This window comes from Kitasatospora sp. NPDC036993, assembly GCF_055607525.1.
Window position 1 is genome coordinate 212,379 of the sequence record NZ_JBVJRP010000009.1, and the last position, 18,530, is coordinate 230,908.

Below are 18,530 nucleotides of genomic sequence, written 5' to 3' on the forward strand. Positions count from 1 at the left end.
GCCGTACGGGGCGACCCCCGGCACCGGCCACCCGCCACCGATGCGGCAGACTTGTCGACCCGTACGAATGTTCATAAGTGCCACCCGACATCTGCACACTCAGCATCGTTTGTGGGGGAATCGCATCCATGACAGCGCTTGCCGGATCTGTCGACATACCGGACAGAACGAACCCGGGCGCGGGGACCGAGCGGCACCGCCCGGGGACCGGGTTCGAACGGCCGAACGCGGCACAGCTCCGGCTCGCCGCGGCCCTCCTGGTCCTCCCGCCGCTGTTCCACCTGGTCTCGGCCGACCTGCTGACCTTCGCACTGATCTGGTACGCCGCCGCGACCCTCATCCGCTCCCGGGCCACCGCCTTCGACCGGCTGATGGTCTCCGGCGGCGTCCTGATCGGCTGGACCTGCGCCCTCAGCCTGCTCGCCGGCTACTGGCCGTGGGGCCTGCACCCGGTGGCGCTCGCCGAGGCCACCGCGGTGCCGCTGACCGCGGTCCTGCTCCTCCAGGGCCCCCGGCCCGCCGGGCGGGCCCAGCGGCCGTGGGTGCGGCTGCGCCGGCTGGTCCCCACCCGGGACCTCGCGCTGCTGCTGCCGGCGGCCGCGGCCGTCGCGTTCACGATGTACCCGGTCGTCATCCGGAACGCCACCGAGCGGCTGGGCCTGATCATCTCCTTCGAGGACCTCGCCCGGCACGCGGCGCTGTACGACACCATCCTGCGCGTGGGCGGCCTGACCTCCCTGCACAAGAGCGAGGCCGCCGTCTCCGTCACGACGGGCCTCGACACCTACCCGCAGGGCAGTCACCTGACGCTGGCCGTGATCACCGACTTCCTGCGGGGCGGTACCACCCAGGGCCCGGCGCTCGCCCAGATGTCGCTCTTCATCCTGCTGTCCGCCCTGACCGCGGCCGGCCTGGCGGTCGCCGTCCTGTGGGCGGTGCAGCGGGTCGCCGGCCGCGCGCTGCGCGGCTGGCGCGGCCTGGCCCTCGCCCTGCCCACCGCCGTCTACCTGGTCGTCGCCGAGGTGCCGCAGCTACAGGCCCGCGGCTTCCTGAGCGAGATCTTCGCGCTCGGGCTGTTCGCCCTGCTGCTCGCCCTGGCGATCAGGCCGCTCAGCCGCTTCCACGAGCAGGTCGTGGCACTCGGCGCACTGACGGTCGGCATCTCCTTCGGCCACTACCTGCTGCTGCCGGCCGTCGGAGCCGTGGTGCTCGCCTGGGCCGTCATGCACCGGCGGAACTGCTTCCGGCACTGGCCGACCGTGCTGGCCACCGCCGCGGTGACCGGCCTCCTCGCGCTGTTCCCGCCGTACAGCAACGCCAAGTCGGCCGGTTCGGCGGACGTGCTGACCCTTCCCGGCAGCATCAGCCCGGTCGGCCGGCACCTGCTGCTCCCCCTCGTGGTGGCCGCGTTCCTGGCCCTGCTGACCCGCAGCGCGCGCGCCAACCGCTCGCGCCGGGTCGCGCTGGCCTCGCTCGCCACGGTCTCGCTGCTCTGCTACGGCGTGATGGAGTACCAGCTCCGCACGGCGGGCACCACCTCGTACTTCTACGAGAAGATGATCCATCAGCTGATGGTCGTCGGGGTGATCTGCTTCGCCGCCGCCCTGCTGCCCGCGTTCGGCCGCCGCGTGTTCGCCGGGCCGGGCACCGCACCGGCCCCCGGCGCGCGCCGGAGCGTGCGGTCCCGCTTCCGCTCGGGGGTGCCCGTGGTCGCCGTCGCGGGCTGCCTGGCCTTCGCCGTCCTCAGCAACGCCCAGCCCGACTCCGGCAAGGCCGGCTGGGAGGGCAGCCCCGGGCGGTTCCAGCTGAACGGCGCCGGCGCCCACTTCAAGCTGGCCCAGCGGATCGCCGTCCTCAACACCGACCACCCTCAGGACGGCCGGCTGCCGGTCTCGCTCGCCGGCGCCCGCGCCTGGGGCGAGGCCAGCCCGGACTGGAGCGGCGTCGAGGACAACCTCTGGCTGAGCGTGCTCAACCGCAACCAGGGCAGCACCTGGGAGCTGTGGGCCTGGGCGATCGGCCACCGCAGCGCCCAGGAGATGGCGGACTTCGCCGCCTCCCGGCCGTCGACCCCGCTCCGCTTCTACGTCGACGAGGGCTCGCCGCTGATCGCCGACCTGAAGGCGCTGGCAGCCGCGGGCAGGCTCCCGGACCTGGCCGTCTCCGCGCTGCACTACGAGAACGGCGACGTGAGCATCCGGCCGGTCGCCCTCCGCTGAGCCGCACCGACGACTGTGGGGCCGTCACCGTTCGCCGGTGACGGCCCCACAGTCCTGGCCCGGCTCCGTCGCCCGGCCTCGCCGGATGTCCCCGGGCCGGGTGAAACGCGGCGTGGCAAACTCCGGCGGACGAGATCCTGGCCTACAGTTCCACTCGGCGGAAACGGGCGTTCGGGCTGGTCAGGGGCCTTCTCGAAGGCGGCCGACAACAGCCGGGGGCAGGAAGGTGGGGCGGGTGGGACTCGAACCCACGACCAAGGGATTATGAGTCCCCTGCTCTAACCGGCTGAGCTACCGCCCCGGTTCGCCGCACGCGCCGGTCGTCGGCACGGCAGCAGCAGACGGCCCCAGCGAGGCCGTCCCGGGCAGCATAGCCGGTCGATCACCCGCGGTGCGCGCCGGGGGCGCAGCCGGGGCGACGGTCCGCTCCGCTCCGGGCGGCGCAGCCCGGGTGGCGGGCGGAGCTCCCCGCCCGGGCAGCCTGGGCGGATGACGGCGTGTGGGACACCGGCGGCGACACCACCGGCCTGCCGGGCACCCGGCGGTGGCGCCGCCGGGCACGGCCTGGTAGATCTTCCTCACGAACGGCGGAACGCACGGCCCCGGTGCCCGCCCCGAGGAACGAGACGGAGACCCGATGGCCTCCCGCCCGGCACGGCCCGCGCGCACGGTACGAACGGTCGCGCTGACCGCCCTGCTGCTGGCCGTCGGCACCGCGTGCGGCGGCCAGGACGGGGCGCCCACGGCCGAGGTCGCGCAGCAGAGCCCCGCCCGGGACCGGATCGGCACCCTCTCCATCCACACCGCGCAGGGCCCCCGGGCCTGCACCGCGAGCGTGGTGCACAGCCCCCGGCGCAATCTGCTGGTCACCGCGGCGCACTGCGTGCAGACCCGCCGGATCGGTCTGCTGGACGGCCTGGTGTTCACCCCCGGCTACCGCAACGGATCAACCCCGTACGGGACTTGGCCGGTACAGGCGATCACCGTCGACCCGCGCTGGGCGGCCGGCGACGACCCCGAGTACGACGTGGCGTTCGTCACCGTGGGGCCGGTCGACGGCCGGCAGGTCGAGGACGCGGTCGGCGGCAACCCGCTCGGCACCGGCCAGGGCTTCGGGCTGTCCGTCTCGGTGACCGGCTACCCGAACGAGAGCGACGAGCCGATCACCTGCGCGGTCCGGACCCGCGAGCAGAGCACCACCCAGGAGCGCTTCGACTGCGGCGGCTACACCGACGGCACCAGCGGCAGCCCGTGGGTCGCGACGGACGGCACGGTGGTGGGCGTGATCGGCGGCTACCAGGAGGGCGGGGAGACCCCGGGCACCTCCTACAGCATCACCTTCGACCAGCGGGTCGCCGCCCTCTACCGGACCGCGACCACCTGACCCGGAACCGGGCGGGGCGGCGGCGCCCACCCCGGCCCGTACCCGGGCCCGGTGTCGCGTACGTCACGTCGCGCGAGCGTGCGGGGACAACACGAAGGCCCCCCGGTCGACCGAGGGGCCTTCGCTCTGAGCAGTCACCGGGCGGACCCGGTGCAGCTCCCGCAATTGGACTCGAACCAATAACCTGCCGATTAACAGTCGGCTGCTCTGCCAATTGAGCTATGCGGGATCGCGGTACTCGACTTCCGTACCACGGAAGGGAACTGGGCCCCGGAGGGCTTCGCTCCCGGCTCCCCCAATTGGACTCGAACCAATAACCTGCCGATTAACAGTCGGCTGCTCTGCCAATTGAGCTATGGGGGATCGGCTTCCGCTTCGGCCCCCGGTGTCCCGGGTTCCTCGGCGCTCGCTGCGGGACATACATTAGCGCACTCGGGGGGGTGGTCCGCCAATCGCTTTCCAGGGTTGCCGCCGGGCGGCCGCCCGGCGTGCCCCGCGCGCGCCCGGCGACGGGGGCGGGGATGCTGGGGCGCGGACGGTTCGCCGTCCCGACGGTTCGCCGTCCCGACGGACGGGTAGGGCAATGCGGCAGAAGCCGCCAGGAGAGGGTGGATCCGATCATGTGGAAGCTGTCGTTGGCCGCGGGCTTCGCGGCCGGCTACGTCCTGGGCTCGCGAGCCGGGCGCCGGCGCTACGAACAGATCTCCAAGGTCACCCGGCAGATCGCCCGGAACCCCACGGTGCAGGGGGCGACCGACCGGGCACGGCAGCAGGCCGGCGCGGTGGCCGGGAAGGCCGCCGGGGTGGTCGCGGACCGGGTCGGCGACCGGCTGCCGAACGTCGTCACCGACCGGGTGCCGTACTTCAACCGCTCCCGGGCGGAGGACGACGGCTGGGGCACCTTCCGGCCGTGACGGGCAGCCGGCCCACCGCCTCACGTGAGGCGGTGGGCCGGTGACCCACCGCCCGTCCGTGACGGGACGGTGACGCCCGGGCCACGCGCACCCGGGCCCGGTGTCGCGAACCGGCAACGGCCCGCCCGGCCCGGACGCGTCCGGAGCCGGGCTGAGGCATGATCTCGACATGGCCATCGTCGCGGGGATAGACAGCTCGACCAACCGCACCAGGATCGTCGCGTGCGACGCCGACACCGGCGCCGTCCTGCGCTCGGGCAAGGCGCCGCACCCCGTCCCCGAGGACCAGGACCTGCGCCCGGGCGAGGCCGACCCGCAGGTCTGGCTGCACTCGCTCGGCGACGCCGCCACCGGCGGCCTGCTGGAGGGCGTCCGGGCGATCGGGGTCAGCGCGCAGCAGCACGGGATGATCGGCCTGGACGCGGGCGGGGTGCTGGTCCGCCCGGCGATCCTGTGGAACGACCCCCGCTCCAGCGGCGCCGCCGCCAAGCTGCTGGACGCCCTCGGCGGCCCGGCCGCCTGGACCGCCGCGATCGGCGCCGTGCCCGCCCCCACGTACACCGTCGCCAAGCTGCGCTGGCTGGCCGAGTTCGAGCCGGCCAACGCCCGCCGGGTCGCCGAGGTGCTGCTGCCCCACGACTGGCTGGTCTGGCAGCTGCTCGGCCACCCCAGGCGCCGCACCACCGACCGCGGCGACGCCTCCGGCACCGGCTACTGGTCGCCGGTCACCGGCGAGTACCGCCAGGACCTGGTCGAGCTGGCACTCGGCCACGAACTCAGGCTGCCCGACGTCCTGCCCCCGTCCGAGCCCGCCGGGCACACCCCCGAAGGCCTGCTGATCTCGGCCGGCACCGGCGACAACATGGCCGCCGCGCTGGGCCTGGGCCTCGGCCCCGGCGACGCGGTGGTCTCGCTCGGCAGCGCCGGGACGATCTTCGCGGTGCACGAGGAGGCCGTGGTGGACGCCTCCGGACTGGTCTCCTCCTTCGCCGACGCCAGCGGCCGGCACCTGCCGATGGTCGCCACCCTCAACGCCGCCCAGGTGCTGCGCTCCACCGCCGCCCTGCTCGGCCGGGACCTGGAGGGCCTGAGCGACCTCGCCCTGCACTCCTCCCCCGGCGCGTACGGCCTGGTGCTGCTGCCCTACCTGGACGGCGAGCGCACCCCCGCGCTGCCGCACGCGGCGGGCACCCTGACCGGCCTGCGGGCCGAGGCGATGACCCCTCAGCACCTGGCCAGGGCCGCCGTCGAGGGCATGCTGTGCAACATCGCCGACGCCCTCGACGTGCTGCGCGCCCAGGGAGTCGAGGTGAAGCGGGTGTTCCTGCTCGGCACGGCCGGGCGGCTGCCCGCCGTCCGGCACATCGCCCCGATGCTGTTCGGCGTCCCGGTCGTGGTGCCGCCGCCGGGTGCGCACGCCGCCCGCGGGGCCGCCCGGCAGGCCGCCTGGGCCCTGGCGGGCACCCCGGAGCCGCCGCGGTGGGAGTTGCCGGACGCCGAGACCGTGGAACCGGACGGGGAGCAGGACCTGGCGATCGGCTCGGCGGTGCGTCAGCAGTACCGGGCCGCCCGCGACCAGGTCCACCCGGAGACGGCGGCCTGATCCGGGGTCGGGGTACCGGCCGCCGGCCGGTGCGGATGCGTCACCCGGCGCCCGGTGGCAGCGTGGGACGGGACACGGCCACCGACGCGAAGGGCGGCAGGACGCCATGGCGCTGCACAAGGGGGCCGGCGGCGACCGCCGGCTGAGCATCGGCCCGTACCCGAGCGCCGCCGACCCGCTGGGCGCGATGAAGCTGGCCCCGCCGCTGCACCGGCTCGGCGAGGGGCCGGTCGCGGCCGACACCGCGTACCAGCTGATCCACGACGAGCTGATGCTGGACGGCAACGCGAAGCTCAACCTGGCGACCTTCGTCACCACCTCGATGGAGGCCCAGGCCACCCGGCTGATGACCGAGTGCCTGGACAAGAACATGATCGACAAGGACGAGTACCCGCAGACCGCCGAGCTGGAGCGGCGCTGCGTGGCGATCCTCGCCGACCTCTGGCACGCCCCCGTCCCGGACGCCGCGGTCGGCTGCTCCACCACCGGCTCCAGCGAGGCGTGCATGCTGGCCGGCATGGCGCTCAAGCGCCGCTGGACGCGCCGCAACGCCGACCGCTACGCCGCCGGGGCCAGGCCCAACCTGGTGATGGGCGTCAACGTGCAGGTGTGCTGGGAGAAGTTCTGCAACTTCTGGGAGGTCGAGGCCCGCACCTCCCCGATGGAGGGCACCCGCTTCCACCTGGACGCCGAGCGGGCGGTCGCGCTGTGCGACGAGAACACCATCGGCGTGGTCGGCGTGCTCGGCTCCACCTTCGACGGCTCGTACGAACCGGTCACGGAGATCTGCGCGGCCCTGGACGCCCTCCAGGAGCGCACCGGCATCGACGTCCCGGTGCACGTGGACGGCGCCTCCGGCGGCATGGTGGCGCCCTTCCTCGACCCCGGGCTGGTCTGGGACTTCCGGCTGCCCCGGGTGGCCTCGATCAACACCTCGGGCCACAAGTACGGGCTGGTGTACCCGGGCGTGGGCTGGGCACTCTGGCGCGACAAGGAGGCGCTGCCCGAGGAACTGGTCTTCCGGGTCAACTACCTCGGCGGCGAGATGCCGACCTTCGCGCTCAACTTCTCCCGGCCCGGCGCCGAGGTGGTGGCCCAGTACTTCGTCTTCCTGCGGCTCGGCCGGGAGGGCTTCCGGGCCGTCCAGGGCGCCTGCCGCGAGGTCGCCACCTACCTGGCCGGGCAGATCGGGAAACTGGACTGCTTCCGGCTGCTGACCCGGGGCGACCAGCTCCCGGTGTTCGCGTTCACCACCGAAGGGGACCTCCCCTTCGACGTGTTCGACGTCTCACGGCGGCTGCGCGAGCGCGGCTGGCAGGTGCCCGCGTACCGGTTCCCGGCGGACCGGGAGGACCTGTCGGTGCTCCGGGTGGTCTGCCGCAACGGCTTCTCCCGGGACCTCGCCGACCTCCTGCTGGCCGACCTCGACCGGCTGCTGCCCGAGCTGCGGCGCCAGCCCGTCCCGCTCAAGGAGCTCGGGGTGCCGGCCAGGTCCGGCTTCCACCACTGATCGTCCACACGGCGGAGAGGTCGGGGCCGCCGAGCGCCACCGCAGGGGACGTCACGGCGGGGAACGTCACGGTGGGGAGGGCGCGGCGAAGCGTCCTCCCCACCGGAGCATCCCGGACGGTCCCGGGCAGCCTCCCCCCGCGAGGCTGTCCGGGACCGGTGGGGGAACCGGGACCGGGTGCGGACCGATGACGGGTCGTCGATCGGTGTCCGAACGGTTCGCCGACGGCCGGACCGCACCGGCCAGAGAACTGTGCACGACGGCGACGTGCACGGTCGAGCGTCTCCGGGGGTTGTGAGACACTTCCGTCCGTCTCAGCGCCGTGACCTGGGATTTGGGACGCCGGGCCGGTGAGGTTGGAGAAGCGGAAACGCCGAACGGCCCGGGCCGGGACCCTTCCGGTCACCCGCCCCACGTCCCGTTTCGCGAATTTGGAGCGCCGTATTGGGTTCCGCCTGGAAGCAGCTGCCCGAGGAGCTGTCCGAGCCCGCCAGACGCCTGGCGCAGGAGCTCCGGGCCATCAAGGACGCCGCCGGACTGTCGCTGTCCGAGCTGGCCGCCAGGACGCACTACAGCCGGGCGTCCTGGGAGCGCTGGCTCAACGGCAAACGGATCGTCACCGAGCAGGCGCTGGACGCGCTGGTCGGTGCGGTGGACTGCGACGGGGCCGCGCTGCGGGCGCTGTGGCGGCAGGCGGTGGCGGGGCCCGCCGTCACGGCCGGGGTCCCGCAGCGGCCCGCCCTCGCCGAAGCCCCTGCCGAGACCGCCCCTGCCGAGGCCGTCGCTGCCGAGGCCGTCGCTGACGGACCCTCGGGTCCGGAGGAGCCGCCCGCCGAGGAACCGGCCGCCGACGAGGCGCTGGTGACCGGGCAGGAGCCCGGACCCGCCCCCGCCGCCTGGTGGCGGCGCCCGGCGGCGCTGGTCTCCGTCGCCGCCGTCCTGGCACTGCTGCTGGTCCTGACCGGCCTGCGGATCAGCCGGCACGACGGGCAGGCCGCGGCGGTCGGCGGACCGGCGGCCGGGTCGCCCTCCGCCACGGCCGGCGGTACCGCCGGGGCCAGGACGGGACCGGACTGCCAGGCCGTCGGCTGCGCGCACAAGGACCCCAAGACCACCGGCTGCGGCAAGGACGCCAGGACCCTGCAGACCCAGGTGATCGGCAAGGTGGTCGTCTACCTCCGGTACAGCCGGACCTGCCAGGCCGCCTGGGCGGCCATCACCGAGGGCCAGCCGAAGGACTACGCGACGATCACCGACGGCAGCGGTGACAGCGAGACGGCGCTCATCCACTGGGGCTACGACAACTACTCGCCGATGCTGAACGCGGCGGACCCGGCCGTCACCTTCCAGGTCTGCGGGTACCAGCCGGCCGGCCACGACTGCACGGCGGTGGTCTCCGGCCTTGCCTCGGTGGTGGCCTCCACCCCGATCCCGATCGGGCCGGCCTCTCCCCCGCCGGGCGCCGGCGCCGGCGCACCCACGACCCCGGCCCCGGCCACCCCGGCGGCGGCCGACCCCGCCGCCACACCGGCCGACCCCGTCGCGACGCCGGCTGGGACCGGCCCGCCGGCCGAGCCCGGCCCGGCGGATCCGTCCTAGCCGCGGCCGGCACTAGTCGAGGTAGCCGCGGAGCTGCTCGGCGTACGCGTGGTCGCGGAGCTTGACCAGGGTCTTCGACTCGATCTGGCGGATCCGCTCCCGCGTCACGCCGAACACCGCGCCGATCTCCTCCAGCGTGCGCGGGCGGCCGTCGTCCAGCCCGTAGCGGAGCTGGACGACCTGGCGCTCCCGCTCGCCCAGGGTGGCCAGGACCGCGTCCAGGTGCAGGCGCAGCAGCAGGAAGGCCGCGGACTCGGCGGGTGAGGCGGCGTCGGCGTCCTCGATCAGGTCCCCCAGGGCGACGTCCTCCTCCTCACCGACCGGGGTGTGCAGCGAGATCGGCTCCTGGGCCAGCCTGAGCAGTTCGCGCACCCGTTCCTCGGTGAGCTCCAGGGCGGCGGCGACCTCGGCCGCCGTGGGTTCCAGGCCGCGCTCCTGGAGCAGGCCGCGCTGCACCCTGACCACCCGGTTGATCAGCTCGACCACGTGCACCGGCACCCGGATCGTGCGGGCCTGGTCGGCCAGGGCCCGGCTCATCGACTGCCGGATCCACCAGGTCGCGTACGTGGAGAACTTGAAGCCCCGGGTGTAGTCGAACTTCTCCACCGCCCGGATCAGGCCCAGGTTGCCCTCCTGGACCAGGTCCAGCAGGGTCAGCCCGCGGCCGACGTAGCGCTTGGCGACGGAGACGACCAGGCGCAGGTTCGCCTCGATCAGCCGGCGCTTGGCGATCCGGCCCCGCACCACCAGGGTGTCCAGCTCGCCGGCCGACGGGTCCGGCGGCGGCGGGTCGCCGTTCAGCCGCTCCTCGGCGAAGATTCCGGCCTCCACCCGGCGGGCCAGCTCGACCTCCTCCTCGGCGGTGAGCAGGCGGATCCGGCCGATCTCGCGCAGGTACTGGCGCAGCAGGTCGGCGGCCGGGCCGGTGTCGTCGGCGGGCGCGCGGCGCTCCTCCGGCTCCTCCTCCCCGGCCCGCGCTTCGGCCTGCGCTTCGGGATCGGGATCGGGCTCGGGGCTCTCCGGGTGGCCCTCCGGCAGGCCCCGGGCGGGAGCCCTCGCGCCGTCCGGCGGCGCCGTCCCGGCCCTGGCGTGGTGGGTCTCCTGCTCCCCGGCCTGCTGCCGGCCCGCCGGACCGGCGGGGTTCGCTCCCGTACTGGTGGTGGTCGCTGCGACGAGGCCTTGCTCCACGGGCATCCCCTCGGGGCGGGCGCGACTCTGGCGGACCCGCGCTGTACGGAGGTGGGACGCCTTCCAGTGTGCGGTACGCCACACTCCGTGGCCGAGACTCGTGCGCCGACTTTCTGCACGGCCGGTGGTGCGGCCGGTACTACAGCGCCGCCGCACCACCACTGCGCAACTGCTGCCCGTACTGCTGGAGCTGCCACAGCTCGGTCTGCACCGCGTGCTGCTGCTCGGCCTCGGCGCGGGGCCCGAGCCGCTGGAGGTACCCGCGGACCTCGGTGATCCGCCGCTCCACCGCCAGCAGCCGCAGCTTGACCAGGAACTCGCCCGCGTAGATCGCGTCCACCTTGCGGCGCGAGCGCACCGGTTCGACGGTCAGCTCGGTGACCAGCGAGCGCACCCGGTCGTCCGGGGCCGCCTCGCGCACCGCGCTGGTGAAGTCGGGCAGGGTCGCCCCGTACGCGGCGCCGCCGGCCTTCGCGACGGCCTGCCGGACGGCGGTGTACGGCGGGGTCGGGAACTCGTCCTCGCCGTAGTGGTCGAAGGCCGGGCTGACCAGGTCGGGGTGCTGGAGCGCCAGCTTGAGCAGCTCGCGCTCGACGAACTGGGCCGGGTCGCGCGGGTTGAGCCGGAAGGCGGGCTGCGCTGGGCGCTGCGGCTGGGCGGGCTCGGGGCGGCGCTGGGCGGCTCCGCGCGGGTTCTGCTGGCGCTCGCGGTCCCAGCGGGCCAGCTGGGAGATCCGGCGGACGACGAACTGCTCGTCCAGGATGCCGAGCATGCCGGCCAGCCGGACCGCGTACTCGTGCTGGATCGAGCGGTCCTTGATCTTGGCCACGATCGGGGCCGCCTCCTCCAGCGCCGCCGAGCGCCCCTCCGGGGTGTCCACCCGGTGCCGGGCCACCGCCGAGGTCAGCGCGAACTCGAACAGCGGGACCGGGTTGTCGATCAGCTGCTTGACCGCCTCGTCGCCCTGGGCCAGGCGCAGCTCGCACGGGTCCATGCCGCCGGGGCTGACCGCGATGGAGGTCTTGGCGGCGAACTTCTGGTCGTCCTCGAAGGCGCGCAGGGCCGCCTTCTGGCCGGCCGCGTCGCCGTCGAAGGTGAAGACGGTCTCACCCCGGTACTGCGAGGTGTCCATCAGCAGCCGGCGGATGATCTTGATGTGGTCCTCGGCGAAGGCGGTGCCGCAGGTGGCCACCGCCGAGGTGACCCCGGCCAGGTGGCAGGCCATCACGTCGGTGTAGCCCTCGACCACCACCGCGCGGCCCGACTTGGCGATCTCCTTCTTCGCCAGGTCGATGCCGTACAGCACGTGGGACTTCTTGTAGATCGGCGTCTCGGGGGTGTTGAGGTACTTCGGGCCGTTGTCGTCCTCGCGCAGGCGGCGGGCGCCGAAGCCGATCACCTCGCCGGCGATGTCCCGGATCGGCCAGACCAGCCGGCCCCGGAAGCGGTCGATCAGGCCGCCGCGCTGGCCCTGCGAGGCGAGGCCGCCGAGCAGGATCTCCTTGTCGGTGAAGCCCTTGCCGCGCAGGTACCGGACCAGGTGCTCCCACCCCGCGGGGGCGTAGCCGACGCCGAAGGTCTTCGCGGCCTCCTCGTCGAAGCCGCGCTCGCCGAGGAAGCGGCGGCCGATCTCCCCCTCCGCCGAGGCCAGCTGCTCCTGGTACCAGGCGGCGGCCACCTTGTGCGCCTCGACCAGGCGGGTGCGCTCGCCCTGCTGGTGGCGGGGGTTGTAGCCGCCCTCCTCGTAGCGCAGGGTGATGCCGGCCTGGGCGGCCATCCGCTCGACGGCCTCGGCGAAGGTGAAGTGCTCGATCTTCATCAGGAAGGCGATGGTGTCGCCGTTCTCCTGGCAGCCGAAGCAGTGGAAGACGCCCTTGGCGGGGTTCACGTAGAAGGAGGCGGACTTCTCGTCGTGGAAGGGGCAGACGCCCTTGTACTCGCCACCGCCACCGTTGGTCAGCTGTACGTAGTCGCCGACCACCGCGTCGATCGGCAGTGCGCTGCGCACCGCCTGTACGTCTTCGTCCCTGATCCGCCCGGCCACCCCGGAAGTCTACTGGTGCGGCCGGGCCTTCCGGCGGGGAGCCGGGCCCGTCCGCCAGCGCGCTCCCGCACCGGTCACGCCCAGGCGGCGCCGACGAGCCTGGCGTGCAGGGCCAGGGCGGAGGCGTCGGTCAGGGTGGCGATCTGGTCGACGACCGTGCGCAGCGCGGCGCGGTCGTCCTCGGCCTCGCGGTACATGGCGGCGAACACCGGGTCCAGCCCCTCGGGGGCGCGCTGGGTGAGGACGTACGCCAGCTCGGCGATCACGATCCGCTGGCGGGCCCGCAGCTGGGCCTGCTCGTCGCGCTGCATCACGTAGCGGACGGCGACCGCCTTGAGCACCGCGCACTCCAGCCGGACGTCCCTCGGCACCACCAGCTCGGCGGCGTAGCGGGTGAGCCGGCCGGGGCCGTAGCGGGCCCGGGTGGCCTGCTCGGCGGCCAGGCAGAAGCGGCCGATCAGCTGGCTGGTGAGGTCCTTGAGCCCGGCCCGGGCGCGCGCGGTGCCTTCGTACGAACGGGGCCACCACTCCTGGGCGAGCAGCCGGTCCAGGGCGGCGGCCAGCTCCTCCGGCTCCGCGTCGGGGGCGTAGCGCTCGGCGACCTTGAAGAGCCCGGCGCGCTCGCCGGGGGCGCGCAGGGCGGCCGGGTCGATGTGACCGGCCTGGAGGCCGTCCTCGACGTCGTGGGTGGAGTAGGCCACGTCGTCGGCCCAGTCCATCACGGTGGCCTCGAAGCACTTGCGCCCGGCCGGGGAGCCGGCCCGGAGCCAGCGGAAGACCGGCAGGTCGTCGGCGTAGACGCCGTACTTGGGCGAGGCCGGGTCGGTGGGGTGGGCGCCCTTGGGCCACGGGTACTTGGTGGCGGCGTCGAGGGCGGCCCTGGTCAGGTTGAGGCCGACGCTGCGGCCCGGCCAGGGGGCGAGCCGGGCGGCGGGCTGCTCCTCCTGGGGCGCGAAGCGCTTGGGTTCGAGCCTGGTCAGGATGCGCAGCGACTGGGCGTTGCCCTCGAAGCCGCCGCAGGCCTCGGCGGCCTGGTCGAGGGCCTCCTCGCCGGTGTGGCCGAAGGGCGGGTGGCCGATGTCGTGGGCCAGGCAGCCGGCCTCCACGAGATCCGGGTCACAGCCCAGGGCGGCGCCCAACTCCCGCCCGACCTGGGCGCATTCGAGGGAGTGGGTGAGCCGGGTGCGGGGGAAGTCACTGCGCATCGGGGCGACCACCTGGGTGGTGCCGGCCAGCCGGCGCAGCGCCGCCGAGTGCAGCACCCGGGCGCGGTCGCGCTGGAAGGCCGTACGGCCGGGGCGCTTGTCGGGTTCGGGGACCCAGCGGGCCTCGGCGGCGTGGTCGTACGGGTTCGGGGCGGCGAGGCGGTGCGCGGTGTCATCCATATGCCACTCACGGTACGCCGCGCCCCCGACACGCGGGGTGTGCCGCGCACGAAGGCGCGCGGGCCGGGGCATGAACGGTGCGGGGCGGGCGGGTGCCCGCCACCGTGAACCGGCCCCACCCGGACGGCGCAGCCCGTACGTCGCGCCCCGGCGCCCGGAGCCCCGGGCGTCCTCGGCCCTGGACCGGCCCTCGGCCCTTGACCGGCCCTCAGCCCTTGATCGCCTTCTGGACCACGCCGGCCATCGCCTCCTGCCCCCTGGCGTTGGGGTGGATCGGCACCAGCCCCCTGGCCGGGAGCGGCGGCTCGACCCAGCGCTTGTCCTCCCCCGCGCACATGTCGTGCCCGGCCGAGGGCCCGGCGAGGTCGACGAACACCGCGCCGGCCGCCTCCGCGCGCTTCCTGAGCATGCCGTTGAGCTGCTGCTCCTTCTCCACCAGGAAGCCCAGGTCGGAGACGGCCACCGTCTTGCCGAGCACCGGCAGGCAGCTCGCCGGGTCGGCCGGGAGCAGACCCGGGTACCCGATCACGTACACCCTGGCCTTCGGGGAGCGCTTCCCGACGTCCTGGAGCACCTGGCCGAGCCGGTCGCCGGCCGCGTCCACCTTGCGCTGGACCTCGTCGGTGCCGTTGCCGGAGGCGTAGTGGTCACGGCAGGGCGACTTGCCGGCCCGGTCGCCGCCGTCGGTGATCACGCCCTTGAGGATGTCCACCAGGTTGTCCTTGGCGCACTCGGTCACGACCTCCATGAAGCCCGCGTCGTTGCCGCCGATGCCCAGGGTGACCAGCCGGGTGTCCGCGGTCAGGGCGTCCAGCTGGGCCGGGTTGGTGCCGCCCGGCACCTTCTGCGGGCCGGTCAGGTCCTCGGTGCGGGCGCCGGAGCAGCTGACGTCCTTGAACTGCCCGGCGGCGATCGAGAGCCCCTTGGCCACCAGGGACGGGTAGTTGGCCCCCGAGCGGTAGCAGCCGTCCGGCCCGCCGGCCCGCGGGGGGAGCTTCATCCCCGCGGTGTACGAGTCGCCGAGTGCGACGTACGGGCCGGTGGGCGGTGGGGTGGGGGTCGGCGACGCGGTCGCGCCGGCCTGCGCGCGGTCGGGCACCGCGCCCCCGAAACCGGTCCCCTTGCTGTCCGAACCCCCTCCGCCGGTGCACCCGGCCAGCAGCAGCGCCGCCGTCGCGGCGGTCAGGGCGAAGGTCGGACGTACGGTCCTCGGCATGGTCTCCCCCCGGGGAAACGAGTCATGGTCGGCTCCTCACGGCGGCCCGTCCCCCGGGCAGCCCCAGGGCCAACGAACGGCCGTGGCCGATGACTCCCGCCCCGGCGAAGTCGTCCCCCCGCGGGCCCGAACCGGCCGGAATCCGCCCCCGGGCGGGCCCGGCGCCCGGAGCCCGCCGGCGCCGTGCGCGCGCCGCACCCGCCCCGCCGCGCGCCGTACCCGCGCTACTCCGCGCCGCGCTCGTGCTCGGCCAGGAACTGCTCGAAGCGCCGCCCCAGTTCGTCCGCCGAGGGCAGGTCCACCGGCTCGGCCAGCAGGCTCTCCCGGCTCTCCGCGCCCGCCACGGCGTCGTACTGGCCCTCCATGCCGCGGATCGCCGAGCGCAACTCGCCGTCCCCCTGGGCCAGCTGCTCCTCGATGTCGGCGTAGACCTCGGAGACCCGCTCGCGCAGCGGGGTGCCGGGCAGCACCAGCCCGGTGGCGGACTGCACCGCCTCCAGGATCTGCACCGCCGCCGCCGGGTAGGCGGAGCGGGCGACGTAGTGCGGGACGTGCACGGCGAAGCCCAGGACGTCGTGCCCGGCCTCGGCCAGCCGGTACTCCACCAGCGCCTGGGCGCTGCCGGGGACCTGCGCCTGCTCGAACCACTGCGGGTAGCCGGGGGCGAGGTCCAGCCGGTTGCCGTGCGGCGTCAGACCGACCGGACGGGTGTGCGGCACGCCCATCGGGATGCCGTGGAAGTCGACCGCGAGCCTGACCTCGAACCGCTCCGCCAACTCGCGGACGGCACCCGCGAAACGCTCCCACTCGACGTCCGGCTCGGGGCCGCTGAGCAGCAGGAACGGCGCGCCGGCGGCGTCGTGGACGAGCTGGAGCAGGATCTCCGGCGGGTCGTAGGAGGCCCAGCGGTCGTGGTCGAAGACCATCGCCGGGCGGCGGGCCCGGTAGTCCACCAGGCGGTCGTGGTCGAAGCGGGCCACCACCTGCGGCGATCCCGTCTCCAGCAGGTGGTCCACCACCTGGCCGCCGGCCTCCCCGGCGTCCATGAAGCCCTCGAAGTGCTGGAGCAGCACCAGGCCGGCACCGGTGTCGCGCAACTGCTCGTTGGCCGCGGCCACGGCGGCCACGCCCTGCTGATCCAGCTCGTACAGCGCCTGGAAGTCACGCACCGCGCACCCAACCCCGTTCTCTGCTCGTCCCGGTCGACCGGCTCGTCGTCCAGTCCAGCGTGCCGGGCCCCGCCGGAATTCCCGCCCCGGCCCCCGTCCTGCGGAGGACCCGCCGGGGAACCGTCCCGGAGCGTCCGGCGGCTCCCCCGACAACCCCCGGGGGACTCGCCCGACGGCCTCGGCCGACCGCTCCGGACCATGATCGCACCCGGGGGAAGAGCCCCTGGTCACGGCCCCGGAAGGGGCCCGTCCGGAGGGCCCGCGAAGGACCCGCGCGGCCATGGGCGCGCCGCGAGGTGACGCACCGCCTTCTGGCGGGTATCGTCCTCTCGCTGCCTCGCATCGTCGCGTCGTCGTCACGTCGTCCGTAACGCCGTCGGCCACGTCCCGGTCCGGTGCTCGGCCAGTCACCCACGACGCATCTTGCCTTCACCTGGCCGCCCGCTTCCCTTCGCGCTCTCGTTTCCTCTTCGGCCATTTCGCGGACGCACACTGTCCCCTCGCTGCTCCTGCCGGACCGGTCCGAGGACCCGTGTCCGTTCCGGCACCCCGCGCCGCCCGTTCCGGGCCGTCGCCCCCACCCCGTCCGACCGGACCTCCGGCGTGCGCGGGTACCCGGCGCACGGACCCGGGCCCAGGCGTACCCAGACCAGCGCACCCCGTGCCGTACCCCGGCGCGGGAGGCACCCTCCGACCGATGAAGGACCGAAGGTTCCGTGCCCGTACCTGTCATCCTCACCGGCCGCACCGTGCGGCTGGAGCCCCTCGCCGCGCGCCATGCCGAGGCCATCGCCCAGGCCGGCGCCGAGGACCGTACGACTTACGCCTTCACCCCCGTTCCGCACGGCCTGGAAGCCGCCCGCGACTACGTCGCGCGGGCGCTCGCGGAACAGGCGGCGGGCCGGTCACTGTCGTTCGCGACGGTGAACGTCGCCGACGGCCGGGTGGTCGGCTCCACCCGGTTCCTGGAACTCGACTACTGGCAGGGGCCGCTGGTGTGGCCGCCGGTGCCCGGGGTCCCGTTCGGCGATCCGGCCACGGCCGTCCCCGACGCGGCCGAGATCGGCAACACCTGGCTCTCGCCGCGCGCCCAGGGCACCGGCATCAACACCGAGGCCAAGCTGCTGATGCTGCGCCACGCCTTCGAGACCTGGGGCGTGCAGCGCGTCTCGCTGCGCGCGGACGCCCGCAACCTGCGCTCGCGCACCGCGATCGAGCGGCTCGGCGCGACCTCCGAGGGCGTCCGCCGGGCGCACTCGCGCGGGCTGGACGGGGTGGTGCGCTCCACCGCGTTCTACTCGATCCTCGGCGACGAGTGGCCGGCCGTCCGGGACATCATCGAGCTGCGGATCGCCGCCGCCACCTCGCCGAGCGCCCCGGATCCGGCGATCAACCAGGAGTGCCTTAGACAGGGCGGCGGCGGCGCCGGGCAGCTGATGATCACGGCCTGAGGCCGTACCCCCGCGCGTCGCGGCCGGGTTCCGCCGCCTCCAGGGCGTCCCGCAGGAGGCCGTGGCCGTCCCGGCCCCGGAGGTATCCGGGGTCGGCCTCGACCAGGGCCGACACCGGCCGCCAGCCGCCCTTCACCCGGCCCACCCGGACGCGCCAGATCTCCCGGCCGTCGGTGCCGCGGTGCAGGTGCAGGACGCCCCCGGAGGTGTACGAGACCCAGCGCCCGTCCGCCTCCCGGGGCCCCAGACCGCGCCTGATCCGCTCCCACCGGCCGTCCGACCAGGCCAGGTCGGGCACCGGGTACGGGCGGGGCAGGCTGATCGGTGCCAGGTGCGGTTCGCCGCCCGCGCGGACACCGCCCGGCTCGGGGAACGTCCACCCGGGCAGCGGCTCCCGGGCGGCCAGCCAGGCGCGCGGGATGCCTCCGGTGCCGGTGTGGGCGGCGACCGCTCCGCCGGTGACGGCCGCGACGGTGTCCATGTCGCCGCCGGCCGCGATCGCCTCCCAGAGGGCGGTGCGGTAGTCGGCCAGGTTCCTGGCGGCGCACCACAGCGCGTACGGGACGGTGTCGGCCGCGGACGTGCGGCTGCCGTTGCCGAGCACCTGCGCGGCGACCCGGAAGTCCGGCTGGGCGAGCAGCTCGCGGGCCTCCGTGAGGCCGTCCCTGACCGGGCCGTCCGGGGTGAGGTCGGCCACCGACTCCAGGAAGCGTTCCGGAGCCACCGGCCGGGTGCGCGCCCGCACGGCGTACGCGGCCGCCACCGCGAAACTGGTGTGGTCATATGCCCCCAGCTCAGCGGCTCGCCGGCCGGTCCGTCAACCTCCGCCGACGCCGGCCCCACCGACG

The 18,530-nt window shown here is 74.7% G+C and carries 13 protein-coding genes and 3 tRNA genes; 7 read left to right on the plus strand and 9 right to left on the minus strand.

The features are described 5' to 3' along the window. Positions 1 to 128: 128 nt before the first annotated feature. Positions 129 to 2,219 carry a hypothetical protein gene (locus ACZ7C5_RS20845; protein WP_470323181.1) on the plus strand — a complete coding sequence of 697 codons (2,091 nt, stop codon included), beginning with the start codon at positions 129 to 131 and terminating at the stop codon, positions 2,217 to 2,219. A 227-nt stretch (positions 2,220 to 2,446) separates the two neighbouring features. On the opposite strand, the gene ACZ7C5_RS20850 is transcribed toward ACZ7C5_RS20845, so the two are convergent. Further along, positions 2,447 to 2,520 (minus strand) — tRNA-Ile (locus ACZ7C5_RS20850). A 336-nt stretch (positions 2,521 to 2,856) separates the two neighbouring features. On the opposite strand from ACZ7C5_RS20850, the gene ACZ7C5_RS20855 reads away from it, so the two are divergent. Beyond that, positions 2,857 to 3,603, plus strand: a complete 747-nt coding sequence (locus ACZ7C5_RS20855) for a trypsin-like serine peptidase (protein WP_470323182.1) — start codon at positions 2,857 to 2,859, stop codon at positions 3,601 to 3,603. Between the two features lie 156 nt (positions 3,604 to 3,759). On the opposite strand, the gene ACZ7C5_RS20860 is transcribed toward ACZ7C5_RS20855, so the two are convergent. Continuing rightward, positions 3,760 to 3,832 (minus strand) — tRNA-Asn (locus ACZ7C5_RS20860). 61 nt (positions 3,833 to 3,893) lie between these two features. Further along, positions 3,894 to 3,966: transfer RNA gene (locus tag ACZ7C5_RS20865), tRNA-Asn, on the minus strand. A gap of 245 nt (positions 3,967 to 4,211) precedes the next feature. Between ACZ7C5_RS20865 and ACZ7C5_RS20870 the strand changes: the two genes are divergently transcribed. The 4 genes from ACZ7C5_RS20870 to ACZ7C5_RS20885 all read left to right on the plus strand — a co-directional run bounded on the left by ACZ7C5_RS20870 (position 4,212) and on the right by ACZ7C5_RS20885 (position 9,229). Beyond that, positions 4,212 to 4,517: a hypothetical protein gene (locus ACZ7C5_RS20870; RefSeq protein ID WP_401078190.1), complete on the plus strand. Its 306-nt coding sequence runs from the start codon at positions 4,212 to 4,214 to the stop codon at positions 4,515 to 4,517. A gap of 169 nt (positions 4,518 to 4,686) precedes the next feature. Further along, positions 4,687 to 6,120 carry an FGGY family carbohydrate kinase gene (locus ACZ7C5_RS20875; protein WP_188298244.1) on the plus strand — a complete coding sequence of 478 codons (1,434 nt, stop codon included), beginning with the start codon at positions 4,687 to 4,689 and terminating at the stop codon, positions 6,118 to 6,120. Positions 6,121 to 6,226: 106 nt separating this feature from the next. After that, a complete protein-coding gene (locus ACZ7C5_RS20880) occupies positions 6,227 to 7,630 on the plus strand; it encodes a glutamate decarboxylase (protein WP_470323183.1) in 1,404 nt (467 codons plus the stop codon). 444 nt (positions 7,631 to 8,074) lie between these two features. Further along, a complete protein-coding gene (locus ACZ7C5_RS20885; RefSeq protein WP_470323184.1) occupies positions 8,075 to 9,229 on the plus strand; it encodes a helix-turn-helix domain-containing protein in 1,155 nt (384 codons plus the stop codon). 12 nt (positions 9,230 to 9,241) lie between these two features. Here ACZ7C5_RS20885 and ACZ7C5_RS20890 read toward each other — a convergent pair whose 3' ends face one another. From ACZ7C5_RS20890 to ACZ7C5_RS20910, 5 genes are all read right to left on the minus strand, one after another. Then, entirely contained in the window at positions 9,242 to 10,423 is a 1,182-nt protein-coding gene (locus ACZ7C5_RS20890; protein WP_401078180.1) for an RNA polymerase sigma factor, read from the minus strand. Between the two features lie 133 nt (positions 10,424 to 10,556). Next, on the minus strand, positions 10,557 to 12,461 hold the full coding sequence (gene dnaG / locus ACZ7C5_RS20895; RefSeq protein ID WP_401078177.1) for a DNA primase: 1,905 nt from the start codon (positions 12,459 to 12,461) through the stop codon (positions 10,557 to 10,559). Between the two features lie 74 nt (positions 12,462 to 12,535). Beyond that, positions 12,536 to 13,846 carry a deoxyguanosinetriphosphate triphosphohydrolase gene (locus ACZ7C5_RS20900; RefSeq protein WP_401078174.1) on the minus strand — a complete coding sequence of 437 codons (1,311 nt, stop codon included), beginning with the start codon at positions 13,844 to 13,846 and terminating at the stop codon, positions 12,536 to 12,538. Positions 13,847 to 14,054: 208 nt separating this feature from the next. After that, positions 14,055 to 15,062, minus strand: a complete 1,008-nt coding sequence (locus tag ACZ7C5_RS20905; RefSeq protein WP_470323185.1) for an SGNH/GDSL hydrolase family protein — start codon at positions 15,060 to 15,062, stop codon at positions 14,055 to 14,057. Between the two features lie 224 nt (positions 15,063 to 15,286). Then, positions 15,287 to 16,231 carry a PAC2 family protein gene (locus ACZ7C5_RS20910; RefSeq protein WP_401078168.1) on the minus strand — a complete coding sequence of 315 codons (945 nt, stop codon included), beginning with the start codon at positions 16,229 to 16,231 and terminating at the stop codon, positions 15,287 to 15,289. A 716-nt stretch (positions 16,232 to 16,947) separates the two neighbouring features. On the opposite strand from ACZ7C5_RS20910, the gene ACZ7C5_RS20915 reads away from it, so the two are divergent. Next, positions 16,948 to 17,682 carry a GNAT family N-acetyltransferase gene (locus ACZ7C5_RS20915; protein ID WP_470323186.1) on the plus strand — a complete coding sequence of 245 codons (735 nt, stop codon included), beginning with the start codon at positions 16,948 to 16,950 and terminating at the stop codon, positions 17,680 to 17,682. Here the strand turns inward: ACZ7C5_RS20915 and ACZ7C5_RS20920 are convergent. Further along, positions 17,672 to 18,445: an ADP-ribosylglycohydrolase family protein gene (locus ACZ7C5_RS20920; protein WP_470323187.1), complete on the minus strand. Its 774-nt coding sequence runs from the start codon at positions 18,443 to 18,445 to the stop codon at positions 17,672 to 17,674. The two genes, ACZ7C5_RS20915 and ACZ7C5_RS20920, sit on opposite strands and share 11 nt — an antisense overlap. Positions 18,446 to 18,530: the final 85 nt, after the last annotated feature.